This window comes from Buchnera aphidicola (Periphyllus koelreuteriae), assembly GCF_039360445.1.
Classification (GTDB): domain Bacteria; phylum Pseudomonadota; class Gammaproteobacteria; order Enterobacterales; family Enterobacteriaceae; genus Buchnera_J; species Buchnera_J aphidicola_BM.
Window position 1 is genome coordinate 80,452 of the sequence record NZ_CP134981.1, and the last position, 25,264, is coordinate 105,715.

Genomic DNA, 25,264 nt, shown 5'->3' on the forward strand with positions numbered 1-25,264 from the left:
ATTATTTTTTTATAAATTAAGAAAATAATTTTCTATTTTCTAAAAATTTTGGTATTTTGTTATTTTCATAATGAATTATTTTTTTTATATTTTTTAGAGTTAAATCAATAGAATCTAAACCATTTAATAATTTTAAATGATAAGATTTATTAATAGAAAATTTATATATTTTTTTTTTTAAAATAATTTTTTTTTTTTTTAAATTAATTATGCATTTTGTGTTATTATATTTTATAATATTAGATATTATTTTTTGTATTCTTTTTTCTTTTAATTTTATAAGTAAAAGATTATTATTAACACTATTATTATAAAAAATATCTGAAAATTTTGATGCAATAATTACTTTAAATCCATAATCCATTAGAGCCCATACAGCATGTTCTCTAGAAGATCCGCATCCAAAATTTTTTCCTGTAATTAATATACTTGAATTTTTAAATTTTTTTTTATTTAAAATAAATTTTTTATTTATTACTAATCCTTTATTATCTAAAAATCTCCAATTATAAAAAAGATTTTTACCAAATCCTTTTTTAGTAGTTTTTTTTAAAAATTGTTTTGGAATAATAATATCAGTGTCAATATTAATAATATTAATAGGAACAATTTTTCCTTGATGTAGTTTAAATTTTTTCATTTAATTAAATTCTCTTTATATAATTTTCTTACATCTATAAAATAACCGTATATTGCTGCAGCAGCAGCCATTATCGGGCTTACTAAATGAGTTCTTCCACCTCTACCTTGTCTACCTTCAAAATTTCTATTACTTGTTGATGCACATCGTTCTTTATTTTTTAATCTATCGTTGTTCATTCCTAAACACATAGAACATCCTGAATATCTCCATTCAAACCCTGATTTTATAAATATTTTATTTAATCCTTCTTTTTCAGCTTGAATTTTTACTGAATTTGAACCTGGAACAATTATGGCTTGAACGTTTTTATTTACTTTTTTTCCATTTATTATTTTTGCTGCTAATCTTAAATCTTCTATTCTAGAATTTGTACATGATCCTATAAATACTTTATCAATTTTTATTTTTTTTAAATAAGAATTTGGTTTTAATCCCATATATAAAAAAGATTGTTTAGCAGATTTTTGTGTGTTTTTATTTTTAAAATTTTTTATTTTTGGAGTTTTTTTATTAATAGAAATTATTTGATCTAAATTTGTTCCCCATGTTATTTGAGGAGTTAAATTTGTAATATCTAAAAATATTTCTTTATCAAAATGAGAATTTTTATCAGATTTAAATTTTTTCCAATATTTTAAATATTTATTCCATTTTTTTTTAGGAGTAAATTTTTTATTTTTTAAATAATTAAATGTTGTTTTATCTGGAGCGATCAGTCCAGATTTAGCTCCCATTTCAATAGCCATATTACATACAGTCATTCTCTCTTCCATGCTGAATTTTTTTATTACAGATCCAGTAAATTCAATAATATATCCAGAACCTCCAGAAGATCCTATTTTTTTTATTATGTATAAAATTACATCTTTAGCTGTAATTCCTTTTTTAATTATTCCATTTACATGAATACGCATATCTTTTAATTTTTTTTGATTTATTGTTTGAGTTGCTAAAACATGCTCAACTTCTGATGTTCCAATACCAAAAGATAATGCTCCAAAAGCTCCATTAGTAGATGTATGTGAATCTCCGCAAACAACAGTCATTCCAGGTAAAATCATACCTTGTTCTGGAGCAACAACATGAATAATTCCTTGTTTTTTATGTGATATATCATATAATGGTATATTTTGTTTTTTACAATTTTTAATTAGTTGTTTCATTTGAATGGTTGCCATCTTTCCAGAATCCGACATATTTCTATTTATAGTAGAAACATTATGATCCATGGTAGCAAATGTTTTATCTGATCGTCTAACAATTCTATTTTTTATTTTCATTTCATAAAATGCTTGAGGAGAAGTCACTTCATGAATTAAATGTAAATCAATATATATAATTTTATTTTTATTATTTGAATTAATTAAATGTAAATCATATATTTTTTGATATAAAGTTTTTTCCATTTTTAATTAATCCTGAATTATTGATTTAATAATTTCATTTCCCATTTGTTTAGTTGTAATAAATTTTTTTCCATATGAAATGTCATATGTTCTAAAACCTTTTATTAAAGTTTTTTTTATTGCAGAATTTATTAAATTTGATACTTTGTTCATTTTTAAACTATATTTTAATAACATTGATAAAGATAAAATTTGAGCAATTGGATTAGCTAAATTTTTTCCTTGAATATCAGGTGCAGAACCACCAGCTGGTTCATATAATCCAAAACCATTTTCATTAAAACTAGCTGAAGGTAACATTCCTATAGATCCAGTTAAAATTCCGCATTCATCAGATATAACATCTCCTATTAAATTTGGACATAAAATTACATCAAATTTTTTTGGATTTTTTATAATTTGCATTACAGCATTATCAAAATATATATGTGATAACTTTATTTTAGGATATTTTTTTGATACTTTTATAACCGTTTTTCTCCATAATTTTGATGTTTTTAAAACATTTGATTTATCTATAGAAGTTACTTTATAATTTCTATTTTTTGCTTCTTCAAAAGCTATTTTTGCTATTCTTTTTATTTCATATGTGTTATAAATAGTTGTATCTATTGCATAATGTTTATTATTTTTTTTTATTTCTTTAGATGGTTTTCCAAAATAAATTCCTCCTATTAATTCTCGTATACATAAAATATTAAATCCATTTTTTACAATTTTTTTTTTTAATGGAGATAAGTTATTTAATTCTGGAATTAATATAGAAGGTCTTAAATTAATAAAAAAGTTAAAATATTTTCTTAATGGCAATAAAGATGAAATTTCTGGTCTATTTTTTGAAGGTAAATAATCCCATTTTGGACCTCCTATAGATCCGAGCAAAATTGCATCAGATTTTTTACATCCTTTTAATGTTTTTTTAGGTAAAGCACATCCGTATTTATCAATTGCTATACCTCCAATATCATATTTTTTAGTTTTTATTTTAAGATTAAATTTTTTTTTTAAAACTTTAAGAATTTTACACGCTTCTTTCATAACTTCTGGGCCAATACCATCTCCTGGTAAAATTGCTATTTTATATTTTTTTTTATTTTTATTCATTTTTTATTATTTTATATAATTTTTTATTATTAAAATATGATTGATCTTATCATATAAATGCATAGTTTTAAACTTTTCAAATATATTAAATTTTTTTTAAAATTGTAAATACAAATAAAATAAATAAAAATATATTTAAAATTTTTTTTTATAAAAATATATAACATGTTATATTAAAAAATATTTTATATATAAAATTCTTTTAAAAATGTTTAAATAATTTGAGTGAAAAATTATATGAGATTATGTGATCAAGATATTGAAAAATATATTTTAAAAAGAAAAATAATAATAGATCCTACTCCAAAGATAGACAAAATTACTGGATTAACTATTGATATACATTTAAGCAATAAATTTAGAGTTTTTAAAAATTTTCAAAAAAATGTTATAGATTTAAAAGAATCTCCAAAAATTGTTAAATTTGCATTAAGAGAAAATATTAGTGATGAAATAGTAATTAATAAAGGTAAATCTTTTGTATTAAAGCCAAAAGATTTTATTCTTGCTATGACTACAGAAAAAATTTCTATTCCAAATAATTTAGTTGGTTGGTTAGATGGTCGTTCTTCATTAGCAAGATTAGGTTTAATGATACATATGACATCTCATAGAATTGATCCTGGATGGAGCGGAAATATTGTATTAGAATTATTTAATGCAGGAAAATCAATTTTAGCATTAAGTCCAGGAATAGCAATTGCTGCATTAAGTTTTGAAAAACTATCTGGACCTTCTAAACGACCATATAATATTAAAAGTAAATCGAAATATCTAAATCAATCGAGTATTATATCTAGTTTAATATATAAAGAATAATTTTTTTAATTATTTTTTATTAAAATATATTTTTAAAAATAAAATTTTTTATATTATAATATTTTTTAAAAAAATTAATTAATTTAGATAAATTAAATGAATATGATTAAAAAAAAAATGTTAGTTACTTGTGCTTTGCCATATGCTAATGGACCTATACATATCGGTCATTTATATGAACATATTCAAGCGGATATATGGGTTCGATATAATAGAATGATTGGTAAAAAAGTATTTTTTATTTGTGCTGATGATGCTCATGGAACACCAATTATGTTAAAATCTAAAGAAATGAATATTTCTCCAAAAATTTTAATTAATAATATTTTTAAAGAACATTGTTTAGATTTTTTAAATTTTAATATTTCTTATGATAATTATGGAAGCACAGATAGTAAAGAGAATTTTGATTGTTTAAAGAAAATATTTTTATGTTTAAATAAAAAAAAATATATTATTGAAGAAAAAATTTTACAATTATATGATTTAAAAGAAAAAATGTTTCTTCCTGATAGATTAATTAAAGGGAATTGTCCAAAATGTAATAAAAAAAATCAATATGGTGATCATTGTGAAAATTGCGGATGTGTATATGAAGCATTAGAGTTGTTAAATCCAAAATCTGTATTATCTGGAATTAAACCAATTTTAAAAAAATCTACTCATTTATTTTTTAATCTTCCTTTATTTGAAAAAAAAATAAAAAATTGGATTGATTCTGGAGTTTTACATAAAACTATAAAAAATAAAGTTAAAGAATGGTTTAAAAAAGGATTGAAAAAATGGGATATTTCTAGAGATTCTCCTTATTTTGGTTTTAAAATTCCGGGTTATAAAAAAAAATATTTTTATGTTTGGATGGATGCTCCTATATGTTATATTAGTACATTTAAAAATTTATGCAAAAAAAAAAATATTATTTTTGATAAATTTTGGAAAAATAATAAAACTACAGATTTATATCATTTTATAGGAAAGGATATAATTTATTTTCATAGTGTATTTTGGCCATCGATTTTAGAAGGAATTAAATTTAGAAAACCAACAAAAATTTTTGTTCATGGATATGTTACATTAAATAAAAAAAAAATGTCAAAATCAAAAAATAAATTAATTAAAGCTAGAACTTGGTTAAAATATTTTGATTCTGATAGTTTAAGATATTATTTTGCTTCTAAGTCTTCATCTCTTTCAAATGATATTGAATTTAATATTCAAGAATTCATTTATCTTATTAATTCAAATATAGTAAATAAAATTATAAATCTAGCTTCTAGATGTTCAAGTTTTATTAATAATAATTTTAATGGAATGTTAAGTAAATCTTTATTGGATATAAATTTATATAATTTATTTTTAAAAAAAACAAAAAAAATTTTAATTTTATTTAAAAACAGAGAACTTTCTTCAATTATTAGAATTATTACAAAATACTCTGATATTGCAAATAATTATATTAATAAAAAACGCCCATGGAGTTATTCTAAAATTAATAAATATAATGAAAAAATTCAATTAATTTGTACAATGGGAATAAATTTATTTCGTTTATTAATGATATGGTTAAGTCCTATTATGCCAGATTTAATTTCTAGAACAGAGAATTTTTTAAAAATTAAGTTATCTTTAAAAAAATATAAAAATCCATTAATTAATCATAAAATTTCTATATTTAATCATTTATATAATAGAATTTCAATTTCTTATATTAATATTTTTAAATAAAATTTTTTATTTTTTTAAATTCCATATAATAGATATTTTTTTTTCTTTTATATTATATTTTTTTTTTGTAACAATAATTCCAATAATAGATATAAATTTATTATCATAAAATAACAAAGGAATTTTATTTCTTTTCCATGGAGGAATTTTATATTCATTAAATATTTTTTTAACTTTTTTATATTTTTTAATATTTTTTTTTGTTTTAATTTTTTTATTTGTAAAAAATTTTATTATTACTATTTGTTTTTTTTTTGGTTTTCTAATATATAATTTTTTATTTATATTTTTATTTTTTTTTATTTTTAAAGATCCAAAATTTTTTGGTAAAATTAATTTTTTAAATGGTTTGTGCCAAAATATAATATAATTTTTAATTTGTGGTTTTTTTTTTATTAAATGTAAATTGTTCTGATAGTTCCAAATTTCATATTTTTTAAATACTATTTTTGGGTTTTTTTTTTTTTTATTATGAATAATATTTTTTATTATATTTTTTAAAACTTTAAATGATGGTAATTTTTTTTTATTTAAATATATCCATTTTCTAATAATAAAACATTTTAGTTTGAAATTTAAATTTTTAATTTTTTTTATATTTAAAGAATTATTTTTATATAAATTTTTATTAATTATTGGATCGGTTAATTTGTTTAGGATTTTATGTTCATTACTTATAAGTTTTGAGGTTCTTAAACAATTTTTTTTAAAAAATTTCCATCTTTTTGTTAGTATAGGAATAATTTTATGACGTAAAAAATTTCTATCATATGAAAGATCATTGTTACTTGGGTCTTTAATCCATTTTAATTTTTTTAAAATAGCCCATTTTTTAATTGTTTCTCTTGAAAATTTTAATAATGGTCTTATAAGAATGTTTTTATAAAAAATAGTTTTTTCAGCAATTCCAGATAATCCTTTTGGTCCACTTCCTCTTTTTATAGATAAAATTAATGTTTCACATTGATCATCTAAATTATGTCCAGTTAATAAAACTTCGTTTGGTAATAATAATTTTTTAAAAATTTTATATCTTTTTTTTCTTGCTTGTGATTCTATGTTTTTTTTTTTTATTTTTATTTTCTTTTTTATAAAAATTATATTATTTTTTAAACAAATGTTTTTGCAATGTTTGCTCCATTTTTTAGAATTTTTAAAAATTTGATGATCAATATGTATTGCTCTAATTTTTATTTTTATTTTTTTTTTTATTTCTAATAGTTTATATAATAAAACTGTAGAGTCTATTCCACCACTATATGCAATTAAAAATTTTTTATATTTTAATATTTTTTTTTTAAAATTTATCATATGATATGACACATTATATTTTTTTAATTTTTAAATTTTTTATTTTGATTTAAAGAAAATAATATATTCGATTGGATTTAAATTATTAACTTCTATTATGTCATAATATAATTCTACTAACTGAGTTAAGAACGTTTTTTTTTAAATTTTTTTATATTTATATTAAATAAAAATTTTTTATTTGTAAATAATAAAATATTTTAAAAATATTTTAAAAAAGAGGTAATAATGTTTACAGGTATTGTTCAAGGTGTTGCGCATGTTGTATCGATTGAGAAAAAAAATTCTAAATATTATGAATATATTGCGCACATGCCTGATATGTTTTTAAAAAGAATAAAGATAGGAGATTCAATATCCCATAATGGATGTTGTTTAACAATAATTAAATTTTTTAAAAATATAGCTAAATTTTATATTATTAAAGAAACTTTTAAAAGAACTACTTTTAAATATTTAAAAAAAAATGATAAAGTAAATGTTGAAAGAGCAGCAAAATTTAATGATGAAATTGGAGGACATATCGTATCTGGTCATATTATGACCACAATACAAATTATTAAATTGATTAAATTTAAAAAATATTTAAAAATTTTATTAAAATTGAATTGTAATAAATTTTTAAAATATATTTTTTATAAAGGATTTATTTGTTTAGATGGAGTAAGTTTAACTATTGGAAAAATTAGAGATAATTTTTTTTATGTTCATGTGATACCTGAGACTTTTTTAAAAACAAATTTTATTTTAAAAAAAGAAAATGATTTTATAAATGTTGAATTTGATTCAATAACTCAAATAGTTGTAGATACTTGCTTAAAAGTAATAAATAAAAAATATTAAAATATTTTTTTAAAATTTTTTAATTTTTTTATAATAATATTAAACAATTTTTAATATATATAAATTTAAAAAATAAAATATAAAATTTTTATTTTATATAAATTATTTAATTTAGAATATATAAAATAAATTTAATATTTTGATATTAATTATTTTATATATATTAAATTTATTAATCAAACAAGATAAAGGTTAAGTATGTTTAAAAAAAGTTTTTTAGATCAATTAAAAAATCGTAAATTAATTTCTCAAATAACAAATGATTTAAAAATTGATAATATATTAAAAAAACAAGTTATTTCTGTATATTGTGGATTTGATCCTACTGCAGATAGTTTGCATGTAGGTCATATGTTGCCTTTATTATTTTTAAGACGATTTCAATTAAAAGGTCATACACCTATTATATTAATTGGAGGAGCAACAAGTTTAATTGGTGACCCAAGTTTTAAATTAGAAGAACGAAAATTATTTAATTTTATTGATACATCTAATTGGGTAAAAAAAATTAAGAATCAAATTTCATTATTTTTAGATTTTTCTTCTGCTTCAAATAAAGCAATAATTGTAAATAATTATAATTGGTTTAAAAAAATTAATATATTATCTTTCTTAAGAAATATTGGAAAACATTTTTCTATTAATCAAATGATTAATAAAGAATCTGTAAAAAAAAGAATTAAAAAAGGAAATAAAGGACTTTCATTTACTGAATTTTCATATAGTTTATTACAAGCATACGATTTTTCTATTTTATATAAAAAATATAATACTTTATTACAAATTGGAGGATCAGATCAATGGGGTAATATTACTTCTGGTATTAGTTTGACTAATTTTTTATATCATGCTGAAGTTTTTGGGTTAACTTTACCTCTTTTAACTACTTCTACTGGAGAAAAATTTGGAAAAAGTGGAAAAAATACAATATGGTTAGATCCAAAAAAGACAACTCCATATGAATTTTATCAATTTTGGTTAAATACAACTGATGAAAATATATATAATTATTTAAAATATTTTACATTTTTAAAAATTAAAGAAATAAATAAATTTAAAAAAAATAATAATCTAAAACAAACATATATTAAATTAAAAAAAATTCTTGCTAAAAAAATGACTTGTTTAGTTCATGGAAAGAAAAATTATAAATATTCAAAAAAAATTTCTAAAATTTTTTTTATAAAAAAAATAAATAATTTAAATTTTAATAATTTAAAAAAATTAAAAAATTATAATGCTCCATATATAAATTTAAAAAAAAAAAAATATAGTTTAAAGGAAGTATTATGTTTAACTTTATTAGCATCTTCATTAACAAATGCAAAAGATTTAATTAAATCAAATTCAATTTCAATTAATTATAAAAAACAAAATAATATTGATTATATTTTTTCAAATTTAGATAAATTATATAAAAAATATACTATTATTAGTCGAGGAAAAAAAAATTTTTTTCTTTTAATTTGGAAATAAATTTTATATTAAGAATTTTTTATTTGAAAACTTTCTCCACAACCACATGTATTTTGTATTTTTTTATGAAAAAATTTAAAAATTGTTTTAAATTTTTTTTTTATACAATCAATTTTTATTCCATCTATTAAATATATTTTTTTTTTTGAAACAATAATATCAATATTTTTTTTAAAAAACACAATGTCTGTTTTTTTTTTTTTTTTATATTTTTCAAATATATATTTAAATCCAGCACATCCAGATTTTTTTATATTTATTTTTATTTTTTTAATATTATTTTTTTTAAATATATCTAATATTTTTTTAAATGCTTTTTGAGTTATTAATATTCCTTTAAATTTTTTTTTTTTAGATTTAATTTTATATTTTTTTTTTTTTTTTTTTTTTTTTTTTTTTTTTTTTTTTTTTTTTTTTTTTGTTTTTTTTATTTTATTTATAAAATAATTATGAAAAATATACATTTTATATTTTTATAATTTTTATTTTAAAAAATTTTATCATTAATTTAATTTTTTTTATTTATATATTATACTACATTTTATTTTTTTTAAAATAGAATTTAATTTTTTTTAAAATATAAAAAATAAATAAGGTATAATTTTTATGAAAAATCCAAAAGATAATATGGATTTATCACAAATTATTGTTTTAACAATATTAATTACATTTGTTATTTTATCAAGTTTATATATTATATCTCCTTTTTTAAAAATTTTTTTTTGGTCTAGCATAATAGTTATTTCTACATGGCCTATAATGTTAAAAATAGATTATTTTTTAGGTGGAAAACGTAATTTATCTATTTTTTTTATTATTATTTTTTTATTATTATTATTTTTTATTCCTATGTTTTTTTTTATTAATTTTGTTATTAAAAACAGTATATTAATTATTTATTGGATTGTACATGGAGATTATAGATTACCTAATTTAAATTATTTAAATGATATCCCTATATTTGGAACAAAACTTCAATCAAGTTATAATAATTTAATACAAGATAAACAAAATAATATAATATGTTATTTTAAACCTTATATTTATCAATTAATAAAATTTTTTATTTTTCAATTTCAATATTTTACTAAATTTATTATTAATTTGATTTTTATTTTTTTATTTAGTTGTTTCCTTTATTTTAAAGGAGAATTCATACATTCTTTTGTTTATAATTTGTCTTTAAGATTAAATTCAAATTTAATTTATTCAACATTATTAATTGTTGGAAAATCGATTCGATCTGTTGCATTAGGTATTGTATTAACAGCTTTTTTTCATGGTTTTTTTGCTGGAATTGGTTTATTTATAATTGGTATTCCATATTCTATTTTTTTAATTATTTTAATTATTTTTTTATCATTAATTCAAATAGGATCCTTTCCAGTTTTAACTCCAATAATTTTTTGGTTATATTGGAAACATTATATTTTTTTTGGGACATTTCTTTTATTATGGACTATATTTATTTCTATTTTAGATAGTATAATGAGATTATTTTTTATAAAAATAGGAATTAATTTACCAATATTTTTAATTTTTTTTGGAGTTATTGGTGGTTTTATATCGTTTGGAATGATAGGATTATTTATAGGACCTGTTGTTTTAGATATGTCTTATAAAATTATTTTATCTTGGACAAAAAATAAATCAGAAAAAAATTTATATAAAATTAATAAAATAAAAAAAAGTGAATAAAAAAATTATTTTTAATTTATTAAAATGTAATTTTTTGTAAAATTTAAAGAACAATATATTTTAAAACATTTTTGTTTTTTTTATTGTTTTTTATTAATAAACATTTATTTATAATGAATTATTGAAATTAAGAAACATGAAATTATTATAAAAATTTTTTATTTTTTGAAAAAATAAATATACAATTTATATTTTAAAAAAATAAATATATTAATTTTAAAAATTTTTTAACATTATTATAGAGAAATATATGAAAAAAACAGATGAATTAGGAACATTAAAGATGGATCCTCTAATTACACCAGCTAAGTTATCTGAATGTTACTCTGTGACTTCAGAAATTATTGATAATGTAATTAATACAAGAAAAAGAATTTCTAATATAATTTCTGGAAAAGATAATCGTTTATTAGTTATTATAGGTCCTTGTTCTATACATGATTCTATTGCAGCAATGGAATATGCTAATCGTTTAAATGATTTAAAAAAAAAATATTCTGATTCTTTGGAAATTGTTATGCGTACTTATTTTGAAAAACCTAGAACTGTAATTGGATGGAAGGGTTTAATTTCAGATCCAGATATCGATAATAGTTTTAAAGTTAATAAAGGATTAAAAATTGCTAGAAAACTTCTATTAAATATTAATAAAATTGGGTTATCTGCTGCTACTGAATTTTTAGATATGGTAATTGGTCAATTTATAAATGATTTAATTAGTTGGGGAGCAATTGGAGCTAGAACAACTGAAAGTCAAATTCATAGAGAAATGGCTTCTGCATTATCTTGTCCTGTAGGTTTTAAAAATGGAACAGATGGAAATACATTAATTGCGATAGATGCTATACGTGCTGCAAAATGCCCTCATATTTTTTTGGCTCCTAATAAAAATGGGAAAATGACAATTAATCATACTCGTGGAAATTTATTTTCTCATATTATTATGAGAGGTGGTAAAAAACCAAATTATCATAAAAAAGATATTAAAAAAGCTATTTTAAATTTAAAAAAATTTAAATTACATGAAAAGTTAATGATTGATTTTAGTCATGGAAATTCATTAAAACAACATAAATTACAATTTAAAGTATGTGAATCAGTTTGTAAAAAAATTAAAAATGGTTGTAAAAATATTTTTGGTGTTATGATAGAAAGTTTTTTAATAGAAGGATCTCAACAAATTTCTACAAAAAATAAAATGACATATGGGCAATCTATTACAGATTCTTGTTTAAATTGGGAAGATAGTGTTTTAATGCTTAAAAATTTATATAAATCTGTTAAGAATAAAATGTAAAATTTTTTTAAAATTTTTTGAAAAATTTTAATAAACATTTGTAATTTAAATATATTTAAATTTATTTTTATTATTTTTAGATTGAGGATATTAGATGCCTGTTATTATATTTTCTGATGGTAGTAAAAAAAAATATAAAAAATTTATTTCCATTAGAAAGGTTTCTCGAGATTTTAAAAATATTAATAAAAATTATTATATTTCTGCTTTATTAAATAATAAAATAGTTGATTTAAGTACTATTATTAATAAAGATTCAAAATTATTTTTTATTAAAAAAACAGATGAAATGGCTTTACAAATAATTAGAAATACGTGTCTTCATTTATTAGGATATAGTTTAAAATTATTATGGCCTGAAATTAAGTTGTGTCAATCATTTGTTAATGAACCTCAATTTTATTATGATTTTTATAAAAAAATTCCATTGACTGAAAAAGATATATCTCTTATTGAAAAAAAAATGAATTTTTTAATAAAAAAAAAATATAATATTTTTTTAAAAAAAATGGATTATAAAAATTTTAAAAAAATTTTAATTGATTTAAAAGAAACTTATAAAATTAAAATTTTAAAATTAAATTTTAAAAAAAAAGATAATATTTCTTTTTATATTCATGAAAAAAATATTGATTTTTTAACTGGAGTACAAGCACCAAAAATAAGTTTTTGTAAATATTTTAAGTTACAAAAGTTATCTGGTGTTTATTGGAAATCTAATAGTAAAAATCAAATGATTCAACGAATTTCAGGAACTGCTTGGGCAAATAAATTACAATTAAAAAGTTTTTTAAAAATTTTAAAAAGTAATAAAAAAATTGATCATAGATTTATTAGTAAAAAATTAAATTTGTTTCATTTACAAAAAGATTCTCCAGGAATGGTTTTTTGGCATCATAATGGATGGTTTATATTTAAAAAATTAAAAGATTTTATTAGAAAAAAATTAATAAAATATAAATATCAAGAAGTAAAAACTCCATTTTTAATGAATAAATCAATATGGAAAAAAAGCGGCCATTTAGAAAATTATCAAGATTTTATTTTTTCTACTTCTTCTGAAAACAAAGAATATTGTATTAAACCAATGAATTGTCCTGGTCATATACAAATTTTTAATAATTTTTTAAAATCTTATAAAGATTTACCTATTAGAATTTCTGAATTTGGAAGTTGTCATAGAAATGAATTTTCAGGTTCATTACATGGTTTAATGAGATTAAGAAATTTTACACAAGATGATGCTCACATTTTTTGTACAAAATCTCAATTAAAAAATGAAATTAAAAATTGTATAAAAATGATTTATGAAATATATAATACTTTTTCATTTAATAAAATTTTAGTTAAATTATCTACAAGACCATATAAAAGAATTGGTAATAATTCAGTATGGGATTATACTGAAAAAATTTTAATAAATGTTTTAAAAGATAGTAAAATAAAATTTTCTATTCAAAAAGGAGAAGGTGCTTTTTATGGACCAAAAATAGAATTTGAACTTAGAGATTGTTTTAACAGAAATTGGCAATGTGGAACTATTCAATTAGATTTTTATTTATCTAAACGATTAGGATCATTTTATGTTAATAAGAATAATAAAAAAAAACATCCAGTTTTAATTCATAGAGCTATTTTAGGTTCTATTGAACGATTTATTGGTATTCTTCTTGAAGAATATAATGGATTTTTACCTATTTGGTTGGTTCCTATTCAAGTGAAAATTATTAATGTATCTGAAAATCATATTGAATATTGTCAAAATATATTAAAATTATTACAAAAAAAAAATATAAGAACTGAAACAGATTTTAAAAATAAAACTATAGGATTAAAAATTAGAGAAACTGTTTTATTAAAAATTCCTTATATATTAATTTGTGGTGATAAAGAATTACAAAACAATACTGTTTCTGTTCGATATTTTTCTGGAAAAATGATTAATAATATTAATTTATTAGAATTTATTAATAAAATAAATAAAAAAATTAATTTTTAGAAATATTCTTTTTTTATGGAGGGAATTGTTATTAAAGGTTGGAAAAGAGTTAAAAATACAAGAATTCATAGAATAAATAATGAAATTCATTCAAAGATTGTTCGTTTGACTGGTTTAAATAATGAACAAATGGGTATTGTAAATCTTTCAGATGCTTTGTTTGAATCAAAAAAAGTAGGTGTTGATTTAGTAGAAATTAGCCCAAATTCAGAACCTCCAGTATGTAAAATGATGAATTATGGAAAATTTATTTATAATAAAACTAAAGCATTAAAGGAACAAAAAAAAAAACAAAAAATAGTTCATGTTAAAGAAATTAAATTTCGACCTAGTACAGATGAAGGAGATTATCAAGTTAAATTAAGGAATTTAACTCGTTTTTTAAAAGATGGACATAAAGTAAAAATTACTATTCGTTATCGAGGAAGAGAAATGGCTCATCAAAGAATAGGAATTAATGTATTAAATAGAGTAAAGAATGATTTAAGTAATATTTCTTTAGTTGAATTTTTTCCATCTCGAATTGAGGGACGACAAATGGTTATGATGTTGTCACCTAAAAAAAAATAATATTATAAAAATTTTTTATAAATTTTTTGGATTATATATGAATAAATTAAAAACTTTAAAAAGCGCTTTAAAACGTTTTAAAAAAACAGCATCTGGAAAATTCAAAAGAAAACAAGCAAATTTAAGACATATTTTAACTAAAAAAACAAGTACAAGAAAACGACATTTAAGATCTAAAAAAATTATTTCTCATTCAAATGTCAAATCAGTTAAATCTTTTTTTCCATATATTTAAAAAATAACTATTTTTTAAATTTTTAAAAAATTTAATGAGGATTTAATATGGCTCGAGTAAAAAGAGGAGTTTGTTCTCGCGCTCGTCATAAAAAAGTTTTAAAAAAAGCAAAAGGATATTATGGAGCAAGATCTAGAGTTTATAGAGTAGCTATTCAAGCTATTACAAAATCAGGTCAATATGCGTATAGAGATAGACGACAAAAAAAAAGAAATTTTAGAAAATTATGGATTACTCGTATTAATGCAGCTGCAAGAAAAAATAATTTATCTTATAGTTGTTTTATATATGGTTTAAAAAAATCAAATATTATTATTAATAGAAAAATTCTTTCTGATATTTCTATTTATGATAAATCTTCTTTTACTGAATTAGTAAAAGAATCTCGTTTAAATTTAATAAAATAAAAATAATTATTTAAAAAAATAATTTTTTATTTTTATTATTCATTATTTTAAAAATAAAAAATTTTAATATATAAAACAATAATATTTTTAAAAAAAATAACAAAAAACTGATAAGCTTCCTTAAAGGAAGCTTTTTAGTATAAATTTTAATAAAATAATGATATTTATTATGAATAATACTAAAAAATATATTAAGAAAATAATATCTAAAATTAATAAATGTGTAAATATTAAAGAATTAAATAATTTAAAATTAAAATATTTGGGAAAAAATGGATCTATTACAAAAAAAATAAAAAATTTAAAAAATATTAACATAAATCAAAGAAAAAAGTTAAGTATATCAATAAATATTATAAAAAAAAATATTATAAAGTTTATTTTTATTAAAAAAAATAAATTAATTAATTTAAAACAAAATAAATTATCTTTTAAAAATAATATTGATGTTACTTTATCATCTAAAAATATTTTATCTGGATCTATTCATATTATCAATAAATCTATTAATAAAATACAAAAATTTTTTTCTAATTTAGGTTGTGAAATTTTATTTGGACCAGAAGTAGAAAATGATTATTATAATTTTGATTCTTTAAATATTAATAAAGATCATCCTTCTAGAAATAGTCATGATACTTTTTGGTTTAATAAAAATTTTTTATTAAGAACACAAACTTCAAGTATGCAAATTAGAACTATGGAAATAAAAAAACCACCTATTAGAATAATTGTACCAGGAAAAGTTTATAGAAATGATTCAAGTTTAACTCATAGTCCAATGTTTCACCAAATTGAAGGTTTAATTGTTGAAAAAAGTATTAATTTTTCTAATTTAAAATGGATAATAAAAAATTTTTTATTTAATTTTTTTAAAAAAAAATATAAAATTAGATTTAGAAATTCATATTTTCCTTTTACTACACCTTCTGCTGAAATAGATATTTTTCATGTTAAATCTAATAAATGGTTAGAAGTTTTAGGATGTGGAATGGTTCATCCTGTTATTTTAAAAAATGTAAATATTAATTCAAAAATATATTCTGGATGTGCTTTTGGAATAGGAATTGAGAGATTAATTATGTTGAAATACAATTTATTTAATATTCGTTCATTTTTTAAAAATGATTTTAGATTATTAAAACAATTTAAATAATAGTGAGAAAAAATGAAATTAAGTCTTTCATGGTTAAAATTATTTTTAAATAAAAAAATAAATAATAATGTTATTTGTAATCAATTAACTAAAATTGGATTGGAGGTTGAAAATTTATTAGAAAATAAGTTAAATTTTAAATGTTCAATTGTTGGTAAAATTTTCTCTATAAAAAAAAAAAATAATGTTTATTTATGTAAAATTTATATTAATAAAACTATTTATATTAAATTTAAGTCTAAAAATAAATTTTTATATATTGGAATGAAATTAGCTATTGGTTTAAAAAAATATAAAGATTTTAATATTAATAAAATATTGTTATATTCTCAAAGTAATATAAATAAATTAAATTGGAAAATATACACATATTCTGATTTTAAATTATTTGGAAATAAAAATAATATAGTTGAATTTCCTGAAAATATAAAAATTGGTACTTTAGTAAAAAATTATTTTGATAAAATTTCAAATGATACTATTTTAATTAATGTTACTCCAAATAGAAATGATTGTTTAGGTTTATTAGGTTTATCTAGAGATTTATCTGTTATAAATAATTTTAAATTAAAAATGTTATATAAAATTAAAAAAAATATTGTTTTAAAAAAAAATAAAGATAAATTAAATTTTTTAATTAAGAAAAATACTTTTTGTTGTAGTTATTTTTTTAAGATTTTAAAAAATATTAATATGTCTATTCAAACTCCATTTTTTATTAGGGAATGTTTGAGAAAATCTCATATTAAATCTATAAATATAGTTTCTGATGTTATTAATTATGTTTCATTAGAATTAGGCCAATCTATTCATGTATTTGATTATGATAAAATAAAAAATAATTCTATAGAAATTAGATTATCTAAAAAAAATGATAAATTTTATTTAAAAAAAAATTTATCTTTTAATTTATTTAAAAATACATTAGTTATTTTGAATAACAAAGAGATCATTTCTTTAGGTGGATTTATTCAATCAAAAAAATTTTCTATTAATAAAAAAACAAAAAATATATATTTAGGATCTGGAGTTTTTAATAATTTTTTAATTGATCGTATTAAAAATAAATATAAAAATTATTATTTATCATATGATAATCATTTTAGAAAGTGTGATACAAATTTATGTTTAACGGCATTAAATAGAATTTCTAAAATTTTAATTAAATATTGTAGTGGAAATATTTCTTCTATGAATTATTTAAATAAAAAATATTGTAAAGATAATAAAAAAATAGTTATTTCATATAAAAATATAAATAAAATTCTAGGTTTTCAAATTAATAAATTTATTATTTTAAATATTTTAAAAAAATTAAAATATATAATTTATGAAAAATTAAATAAATTAGAAGTTATTCCTCCTTCATTTCGTATAGATATTTTATGTATGGAAGATGTTATATCAGATATATTGAGATTTTATGGATATAATAAAGTTCCTTCTATTCCTTTAAAATTTAATCAAATAATTCCAAAAAAAAATTTTATTTTAAAAAAAATAAATAAAATAAAAAATTTTTTGTTATATAAGGGATATTTTGAAGTAATTAATTATAGTTTTACTGATTTATTGTCTCAAAAATTTTTTACAAAAAAAAAAAAATTATTAAAAATTATTAATCCAATTTCTAAAGATTATTCTTATATGAGAGCATCTTTAATTCCTGGATTAATTAAAAATGTATTATATAATAAAAATCGTCAAAAAAATTCTTTTTCTATTTTTGAAAGTGGATTATGTTTTAAAAAACAACATGATTCTGAATTTAATATAGTTCAAAATTTATTTTTATCTGGTATCAAAAGTGGTTTTAAAAATAAAAAAAATTGGTTTTATAAAGATACTAAATTTAATTATTATGATTTAAAATCTGATATAGAAAATATTCTTTCTTTTTTTTTTGAATTTCATAAGATTTTATTTAAAAAAAAAATTATTTTAGGATTAGATAGAAATTTTTCTGCAAAAATTTATTATAAAAATAATGTTATAGGTTATCTTGGAATGTTAAATAATATTATTAAAAATTTTTATAATTTAAAAGATAATGTTTTTATTTTTGAAATTTTTATTGATAAACTTTTTTTTGATAAAAATAAAAAAATTAATGAATTTTTATCTTATCCTTATAGTTCTAGAGATATTTCTATTATTGTATCGAATGATATTCCTGCAATAGAAATTATTTCTTTATGTTATAAAATTTCTGTAAAAAAAATTTTTAAAGTATATGTTTTTGATGTGTATACTGGAACAAATATTCCAATAAATAAAAAAAGTTTATCTATTAGAATTTTTTTTAAAAATAATAAAAAAAATATTACTAATAATGAAATTGAATCTTTGTTAAAAAAATGCTTAAAAAAATTAAAAAATAAATTTAATGTAAAATTAAGAGATAAATAAATAAAATTATTTTAAATACTTTAATTATTTTTTTATAATAATTTTAAATTATTGATATTTGTATTTAAGTATATTTTTTAAAAAATTTTTAAAATATAAATTTTTCTTTAAGGAGTAAAAGTATGAATTGTTTAATGAATTCAATATATTTATTTTCAATAAATTCTATTTCAAATAATACGTTTTCTTTAATTTTTATATTATTAATGTGTTTATTATTTTTTTATTTATTTATATTTCTTCCAAAACAAGAAAAATTAAAAAAACATTTATCTTTAATGAATTCTATTTTAATTAATGATGAAGTTATTACAAAAAGTGGTTTTTTGGGAAAAGTTTCTAAAATTTATAAAAATAATTATTTAAAGATACGATTAAATAAAAATAATGAAGTATTAATAAAACGAGATTTTATTTTAGCAATTCTTCCTAAAGGGACATTAAAATCGTTATAAATTTTTTATTTTTTATAATAATATAAATTTTTTTGACTAAAAAATTTATTTTTTTAAATATTTTTAGTCAATATTTTTAATATAAATAAGAAAAAATCGCTACTTTAGAAAAAATTTTTTTTAATTTATTTAAAATACTTAATCTATTAATTTGAATTTCTAAAACATTATGATTAATTTTTATTTGATTAAAAAATTTTTCTATTGTTTTATTAATATTTATTATTTCTTTAATAGATTTCTCATATTCTGTTTTTTTATTAAATTTTTTTATTTTTTTATTTATTTTTTTTATTTTTCTTGTGATTTTTTTTTCTATTTTTTTCTTAAAAAGTAATTTATTAATTATATTTAATTTTTTTTTTTTATGATTTTTTAAAATATTATCAATTCTTTTATTTAATATTAATATTTTTTTTAAATTTTTAGAATTTATAAATTTTAACATTATTTTTATTTTTTTATTTATTTGAAATAAATTAATTTTTTTAATATTTATTATAGATTTTATAATTTTTTTAATATTTTTTTCTTTTTTATAAAAATTATGAAATCTATTTATTATAAATTTAAATATTTTTTTATTGAAAGATATTGATTTTTTTATATTATATAAATTAATTATTTTATTAATTAAAATGTTTAAATTAAATGAAATTTTATTTTTTATAATAATTTTTAAGATTCCTATTGCTGTTCTTCTTAAAGCAAATGGATCTGTATCACCTTTTGGTTTTTTTCCAATTAAAAATAATCCAATTAAATTATCAAATTTATCTGATAAAGAAAGAGCAATTCCAATTTTAGTTTTTGGTAATTTATCTTTTTTATATCTTGGTAAATATTGTTCTTTAATAGCTTTATAAATTTCTTCTTTTTCTTCATTATATTTAGCATAATAAGAACCAATAATACCTTGAAGATCTGGAAATTCCGATACCATATAACTAATTAAATCACATTTAGATAAAGAAGCTGATTTTATTCCATTTTTTATATTAAAATCTAATATTTTTGAAAAAAATACAATTATTTTTTTTAATCTATTTGTTTTTTTATACATATTTCCTAGATTTTTATAAAATAAAATATTTTTTAATTTTTTTTTGTTTTGTTTTAACAATTTTTTTGTATCTTTTTTAATAAAAAAATTTATATCTTGTAATTTTGATAATATTACAGATTTATATCCTAATATAATATTTTTATATTTTTTTTTTTTTAAATTTGTTAAAAAAATAAAATATGATTTTAATTTTCCATTTTTTTTAAATAATGGAAAAGATTTTAATATTTTTTCTATTATATAAATAATTATTTCTTTTGGTATAGATAAATATTTTTTATTAAAATTAGCAATTAACGCAGTTGGATATTCTACTAAAGAATTAACTTCATTTAATAAATTAAAATTTATTTTTAAATAACTTTTATTTTTTTTAGATAATTTTTTTATATTTTTATATATTTTGTTTTTTCTTTTATTATAATCTACTATTATTTTTCCTTTGTTTAATAAAGTAGATTCATAATGATTTGCATTTAAAATTTTTATTTTTGATTTTTTTTTAAAAAAATGACCTTCAGAAATGTTATTTGATTTAAGATTAAATATTTTACATGGTATAATTTTTTTATTTAATAGCATTATAATATTTCTAATAGGTCTAATAAATTTATGTTTTGTTTCATTCCATTTCATAAAATAAGGACATGGAAATTTATAGAGAATTTTTTTTGTTATTTTTGGAAGAATTTTTTTATATTTTTTAAATTTAATTTTTTTTTTATATATTAACCATTCTAAATTATTTTTTTTTAATCGTTCAATTTTATTTATATTTATTTTTAATTTTTTCATCCATAATATTGCTGGTTTTTTAATATTTCCATATTTATCAAATGAAATTGATATAGGAGGTCCTTTTTTTATAATATATTTTTTTATATTATTTTGTTGAATATTTTTAATTTGTATTGCTAGTTTTCTATGTGTTGCAAACCATTTTATTTTATCATAAATAATATTTTCTATTTTTAAGATTTGAATGAATTTTTTATAAAGAGTTAGAGCTATTTTTTTTAATAAATTAGCTGGAAGATTTTCTATTTGTATTTCTATTAAAAATGTTTTTTTTTTCATAATTTATTTTGTTCCATCTTTTTTTAAAAATTTTTTTTTATAAATTTTTGCAATATTTTTTGTAATTTTTCTAATTTTAAAAATATAATTTTGTCTTTCTGTAGAAGATATAAATTTTCTAGAATCTAATAAATTAAAACAATGAATTGCTTGTAATATACATTCATATGAAGGTATAATAAGAACTTTTTTTAAAGATAATAATCTTTTTGATTCATCATAATATAATTTAAAATTTTTAAATAAAAAATTTTTTCCTGATATATCTAAATTATATTTTGATTGTTCAACTTCATTTTTGTAAAAAATTTTTTTATAAGTAATATTTTTTAAATTATTTTTACACCATATTATTTCATATATATTTTTTACATTTTGTATATGCATAGCTAATCTTTCTAATCCATATGTTATTTCTATTGATATTGGATTACAATTAATAGCTCCAATTTGTTGAAAGTATGTAAATTGTGTAATTTCTATTCCATTTAACCATACTTCCCATCCTATTCCTGATGCTCCTAATGTTGGGTTTTTCCAATTATCTTCTATAAATTTTATATCATTATTTTTTAGATTTATATTAAGATATAATAAAGATTCAAGATATATTTTTTGAATATTTTTTGGAGCTGGTTTTATAATTACTTGAAATTGATAATAATGTTGTAATCTATTTTTATTTTTTCCACTTCTTCCATCTGTTGGTCTTCTTGATGCTTGAGTATAAGCATATGAAATAGGTTTTTTTCCAATACATGAAAAAAATGTTTTATGATGAAATGTACCAGCTCCAATAGGAATATCTAATGGTTCAATTAATATACAACCTTGTTTATTCCAAAATTTTTTTAAATTTAGAATTATTTCATTAAAAGTTTTTTGTTTTTTATTTTTCATAATTTCCTAATTAAAATTTTTTATATTTTTTAAAATTTTTAAATAAAAAAATAAATTTTTATATCATATTATTTTTTATAAATATATTATATTTTTTATTATTAAAATATAATATGTATTTTTAAAAAAATAATTATATTTAAAAAATTTATTATTTTAAAAATATTATATATTATTAATATAATTAAGTATTTTTGAAATAAGTAATATTTTTTTTAAAATATTAAATTATTTAAATTAGGAAATAAATAATGAAATATATAGGTCCTCATGTTAGTATTTCTAAAGGAATTGTTTCTGTTTTAAAACAATCTTTTAAATTAAATTCAACTGCTATAGGTTTTTTTATAAAAAATCCATTAAGATGGAAAATTTCTCACATTAATAAAAAAATAATAAATGATTTTAAAAAAACTTGTAAAAAATATAAATATTCTATGAAACAAATTTTACCACATAGTAGTTTTTTAATTAATTTAGGTCATCCAAATAATAATATTTTAAACAAATCTATAAAATCTTTAATAGATGAAGTTATTTTATGTGAAAAATTAGGTTTAAAATTTTTAAATTTTCATCCAGGAAGTTATTTAAATAAAATTTCTAAAAAAAAATGTTTAAATAGAATTTCACAATCTATTAATATTATTTTAAAAGAAACTCAAAATTTAACTTTGGTTGTTGAAAATACATCTGGTCAAGGAACAAATTTAGGATATTGTTTTGAACATTTATCAGAAATTTTAGATAAAGTAAAAAATAAAAAACGAATTGGTATTTGTTTAGATACATGTCATTTGTTTTCTTCTGGATATGATATACGTGATTTTAAAAATTATCATAAAACTTTTAATTTATTTGAAAAATATATTGGTTTTAATTATTTAAAAGGAATTCATTTAAATGATTCTAAACATCCTTTAGGTAGTCGAAAAGACAGGCATGAAAATTTGGGTTTAGGATATATTGGAAAAAAATTTTTTGAATTTATAATGAAAGATAAACGATTTAATTTTAAACCAATAATTTTAGAAACAATTAATAAAAAATTATGGAGAAAAGAAATTTCTTGGTTAAAATCTAAAATTTTTAATTATTAATTTAATTAAAATTTTTAATTTATTAAATTTATATTGTGAGAGATTAATTATGATAACACTTTATGGAACCGAAAGAAAAAAATTTGGTACAAGTTATAGTAGAAAATTACGTTTAAAAAATAATTTGCCATCTATAGTTTATGGAAAACAAAGTGATATTTTATTTATTAAATTAAAACAAAATGATATTATTAATTTATTTAATAAAAAAAATTGTATTAATAAAAATATTACATTAATTATAAATAAAAAAAAAATTAAAGTTATTTTTAAAGAAATTCAAAGACATCCATATAAATATAAATTTCTACATATTGATTTTTTAAGGATATAAATTTTTTATTATATTTTTAGGCACATAACATTAATTAATTTCATTTTGTTTTTTTTTTTTTTTTTTTTTTTTTTATATATTTTTTTTTTTTTTTTTTTTTTTATTATTATTATAATATTGTTTTTTTGATTTAATTTTTTTTTACCGTGCCGTTTTTAACTCTTAAAAATTTTTTATATTTTTATTTAAAAATAAAATATTTTAATAATAGAAGATCTTAAAAAAACCATTTCTTGATTAAATTGTAAAATAAAAATATTTATTATACTGATTAATAAAATTATTTTTGGTATCCAATAAATGTTTTTTTTTTTTAAAAATTGAATTATTTTATTTTTATTTTTTTTTTGAAAACCTTTCCAAATTATCCATATGCTAAAAAATAATATTATTAAATTAAATATAAAAAATTTTTTAAAATATTTGTTTTTATTAGTATTCGGAAGATTAATTAATAATGTAGTTAATATTCCAGGTATAATATAAATTAAAGGCCAGATAATACAACTAAATAAATTTGGAAAAAAAAATTTTTTAAAAAAAGATATTTCTAACATTCCAGATAAAACAGGAATAATTGGTCTAGTTGGTCCAATAAATTTTCCAAAAAAAATAGTATATGTATTATATTTATTTAAAATTTTTGTTATTTTTTTTACAATAACGTAGTATTTTTTAAATATTTTTAATTGATTAATCCAATTTTTAAATTGAAATCCAATAAAATATGAAATCCAATCTCCTAATAAACATCCTATCATAGAAGACAACCAAGATGGATAAAATTTTTCATGTGATTTTGCAATCATAGCTCCAATAGTAGACATAATCATAATTCCTGGTATAAATAAACCAATTAGAGCAAATGATTCAATAAAAGATATTATTAAAACTATTAAACAAAAATAAATTAATGGTTGATTAGAAATGTAATTAAATAATAGTTCCATATTTTTTTTATTCCATATTAGAAATATAAATTATTTAAATATTTTATATTAATTTTGAAAATAAGAAAAATGTTAAAATTAAAAAATAATATAATTTTAAATTTTTTATTTAAATAAAAAATTTTAAAAAAATATAAAATTATAGTAAAATATAAAAAATATAATTTTAATTAAATAAATTTATTCATTTAAATTTTATATTTTTAAATTAATTTTTTAATTTTGAAATAATATTTTATGAATAAAAAATTAATTTTAATATAAGTATATATTTTGATGATATT

23 protein-coding genes are annotated in these 25,264 nt (G+C 17.1%); 15 read left to right on the top strand and 8 right to left on the bottom strand.

The genetic code is table 11. The features are described from left to right. Positions 1–16: 16 nt before the first annotated feature. From leuD to leuB, 3 genes are read right to left on the bottom strand one after another with little or no spacing between them, the layout of a single operon-like run. Positions 17–640, bottom strand: a complete 624-nt coding sequence (leuD, locus tag RJT80_RS00390) for a 3-isopropylmalate dehydratase small subunit (protein ID WP_343187832.1) — start codon at positions 638–640, stop codon at positions 17–19. Beyond that, positions 637–2,049 (bottom strand): 3-isopropylmalate dehydratase large subunit, encoded by a 1,413-nt coding sequence (leuC, locus tag RJT80_RS00395; RefSeq protein ID WP_343187833.1) that lies wholly within the window; start codon positions 2,047–2,049, stop codon positions 637–639. The genes leuD and leuC overlap by 4 nt, the downstream gene beginning before the upstream one ends. A gap of 6 nt (positions 2,050–2,055) precedes the next feature. Next, a complete protein-coding gene (gene leuB, locus RJT80_RS00400; RefSeq protein WP_343187834.1) occupies positions 2,056–3,153 on the bottom strand; it encodes a 3-isopropylmalate dehydrogenase in 1,098 nt (365 codons plus the stop codon). 237 nt (positions 3,154–3,390) lie between these two features. On the opposite strand from leuB, the gene dcd reads away from it, so the two are divergent. Together dcd and metG are read left to right on the top strand one after the other, a co-directional pair. Continuing rightward, a complete protein-coding gene (gene dcd, locus RJT80_RS00405; RefSeq protein ID WP_343187945.1) occupies positions 3,391–3,972 on the top strand; it encodes a dCTP deaminase in 582 nt (193 codons plus the stop codon). 96 nt (positions 3,973–4,068) lie between these two features. Next, complete coding sequence (gene metG, locus RJT80_RS00410; protein ID WP_343187835.1) at positions 4,069–5,697, top strand: methionine--tRNA ligase; 1,629 nt, start codon at positions 4,069–4,071, stop codon at positions 5,695–5,697. 6 nt (positions 5,698–5,703) lie between these two features. On the opposite strand, the gene tilS is transcribed toward metG, so the two are convergent. Further along, positions 5,704–7,008, bottom strand: a complete 1,305-nt coding sequence (gene tilS, locus RJT80_RS00415; RefSeq protein ID WP_343187836.1) for a tRNA lysidine(34) synthetase TilS — start codon at positions 7,006–7,008, stop codon at positions 5,704–5,706. A gap of 228 nt (positions 7,009–7,236) precedes the next feature. On the opposite strand from tilS, the gene RJT80_RS00420 reads away from it, so the two are divergent. Both RJT80_RS00420 and tyrS read left to right on the top strand, forming a co-directional pair. Then, positions 7,237–7,851 carry a riboflavin synthase subunit alpha gene (locus RJT80_RS00420; protein ID WP_343187837.1) on the top strand — a complete coding sequence of 205 codons (615 nt, stop codon included), beginning with the start codon at positions 7,237–7,239 and terminating at the stop codon, positions 7,849–7,851. Positions 7,852–8,049: 198 nt separating this feature from the next. After that, positions 8,050–9,327 (top strand): tyrosine--tRNA ligase, encoded by a 1,278-nt coding sequence (tyrS, locus tag RJT80_RS00425; RefSeq protein ID WP_343187838.1) that lies wholly within the window; start codon positions 8,050–8,052, stop codon positions 9,325–9,327. A gap of 8 nt (positions 9,328–9,335) precedes the next feature. Here the strand turns inward: tyrS and RJT80_RS00430 are convergent, their stop codons facing one another. After that, a complete protein-coding gene (locus RJT80_RS00430) occupies positions 9,336–9,791 on the bottom strand; it encodes an iron-sulfur cluster assembly accessory protein (RefSeq protein WP_343187839.1) in 456 nt (151 codons plus the stop codon). Positions 9,792–9,933: 142 nt separating this feature from the next. Here RJT80_RS00430 and ydiK point away from each other — a divergent pair, with 142 nt between their 5' ends. From ydiK to yajC, 9 genes are all read left to right on the top strand, one after another. Then, on the top strand, positions 9,934–11,025 hold the full coding sequence (gene ydiK / locus RJT80_RS00435; RefSeq protein WP_343187840.1) for an AI-2E family transporter YdiK: 1,092 nt from the start codon (positions 9,934–9,936) through the stop codon (positions 11,023–11,025). A gap of 250 nt (positions 11,026–11,275) precedes the next feature. Further along, on the top strand, positions 11,276–12,322 hold the full coding sequence (locus tag RJT80_RS00440; RefSeq protein WP_343187841.1) for a 3-deoxy-7-phosphoheptulonate synthase: 1,047 nt from the start codon (positions 11,276–11,278) through the stop codon (positions 12,320–12,322). A gap of 94 nt (positions 12,323–12,416) precedes the next feature. Further along, complete coding sequence (gene thrS / locus RJT80_RS00445) at positions 12,417–14,321, top strand: threonine--tRNA ligase (RefSeq protein ID WP_343187842.1); 1,905 nt, start codon at positions 12,417–12,419, stop codon at positions 14,319–14,321. Between the two features lie 30 nt (positions 14,322–14,351). Then, positions 14,352–14,891 carry a translation initiation factor IF-3 gene (infC, locus tag RJT80_RS00450; protein ID WP_343187946.1) on the top strand — a complete coding sequence of 180 codons (540 nt, stop codon included), beginning with the start codon at positions 14,352–14,354 and terminating at the stop codon, positions 14,889–14,891. 37 nt (positions 14,892–14,928) lie between these two features. Then, positions 14,929–15,126, top strand: coding sequence for a 50S ribosomal protein L35 (rpmI, locus tag RJT80_RS00455; RefSeq protein ID WP_343183625.1), 198 nt, complete (start codon positions 14,929–14,931; stop codon positions 15,124–15,126). 47 nt (positions 15,127–15,173) lie between these two features. Then, positions 15,174–15,533, top strand: coding sequence for a 50S ribosomal protein L20 (rplT, locus tag RJT80_RS00460; RefSeq protein ID WP_343187843.1), 360 nt, complete (start codon positions 15,174–15,176; stop codon positions 15,531–15,533). 169 nt (positions 15,534–15,702) lie between these two features. After that, the gene (gene pheS / locus RJT80_RS00465) at positions 15,703–16,689 is read left to right on the top strand and encodes a phenylalanine--tRNA ligase subunit alpha (RefSeq protein WP_343187844.1); all 987 of its coding nucleotides are present in this window, start codon (positions 15,703–15,705) and stop codon (positions 16,687–16,689) included. 12 nt (positions 16,690–16,701) lie between these two features. Next, complete coding sequence (gene pheT, locus RJT80_RS00470) at positions 16,702–19,098, top strand: phenylalanine--tRNA ligase subunit beta (protein ID WP_343187845.1); 2,397 nt, start codon at positions 16,702–16,704, stop codon at positions 19,096–19,098. A gap of 122 nt (positions 19,099–19,220) precedes the next feature. Beyond that, positions 19,221–19,553 carry a preprotein translocase subunit YajC gene (gene yajC, locus RJT80_RS00475; protein ID WP_343187846.1) on the top strand — a complete coding sequence of 111 codons (333 nt, stop codon included), beginning with the start codon at positions 19,221–19,223 and terminating at the stop codon, positions 19,551–19,553. Between the two features lie 76 nt (positions 19,554–19,629). On the opposite strand, the gene glyS is transcribed toward yajC, so the two are convergent. Next, a complete protein-coding gene (gene glyS, locus RJT80_RS00480) occupies positions 19,630–21,696 on the bottom strand; it encodes a glycine--tRNA ligase subunit beta (protein WP_343187847.1) in 2,067 nt (688 codons plus the stop codon). 3 nt (positions 21,697–21,699) lie between these two features. After that, positions 21,700–22,596 carry a glycine--tRNA ligase subunit alpha gene (gene glyQ / locus RJT80_RS00485; RefSeq protein WP_343187848.1) on the bottom strand — a complete coding sequence of 299 codons (897 nt, stop codon included), beginning with the start codon at positions 22,594–22,596 and terminating at the stop codon, positions 21,700–21,702. 251 nt (positions 22,597–22,847) lie between these two features. Here glyQ and nfo point away from each other — a divergent pair, with 251 nt between their 5' ends. Both nfo and rplY read left to right on the top strand, forming a co-directional pair. Beyond that, positions 22,848–23,696, top strand: coding sequence for a deoxyribonuclease IV (gene nfo, locus RJT80_RS00490; RefSeq protein WP_343187849.1), 849 nt, complete (start codon positions 22,848–22,850; stop codon positions 23,694–23,696). Between the two features lie 49 nt (positions 23,697–23,745). Then, on the top strand, positions 23,746–24,030 hold the full coding sequence (gene rplY / locus RJT80_RS00495; protein ID WP_343187850.1) for a 50S ribosomal protein L25: 285 nt from the start codon (positions 23,746–23,748) through the stop codon (positions 24,028–24,030). Positions 24,031–24,215: 185 nt separating this feature from the next. Here the strand turns inward: rplY and RJT80_RS00500 are convergent, their stop codons facing one another. Further along, entirely contained in the window at positions 24,216–24,980 is a 765-nt protein-coding gene (locus tag RJT80_RS00500; RefSeq protein ID WP_343187851.1) for a DedA family protein, read from the bottom strand. Positions 24,981–25,264: the final 284 nt, after the last annotated feature.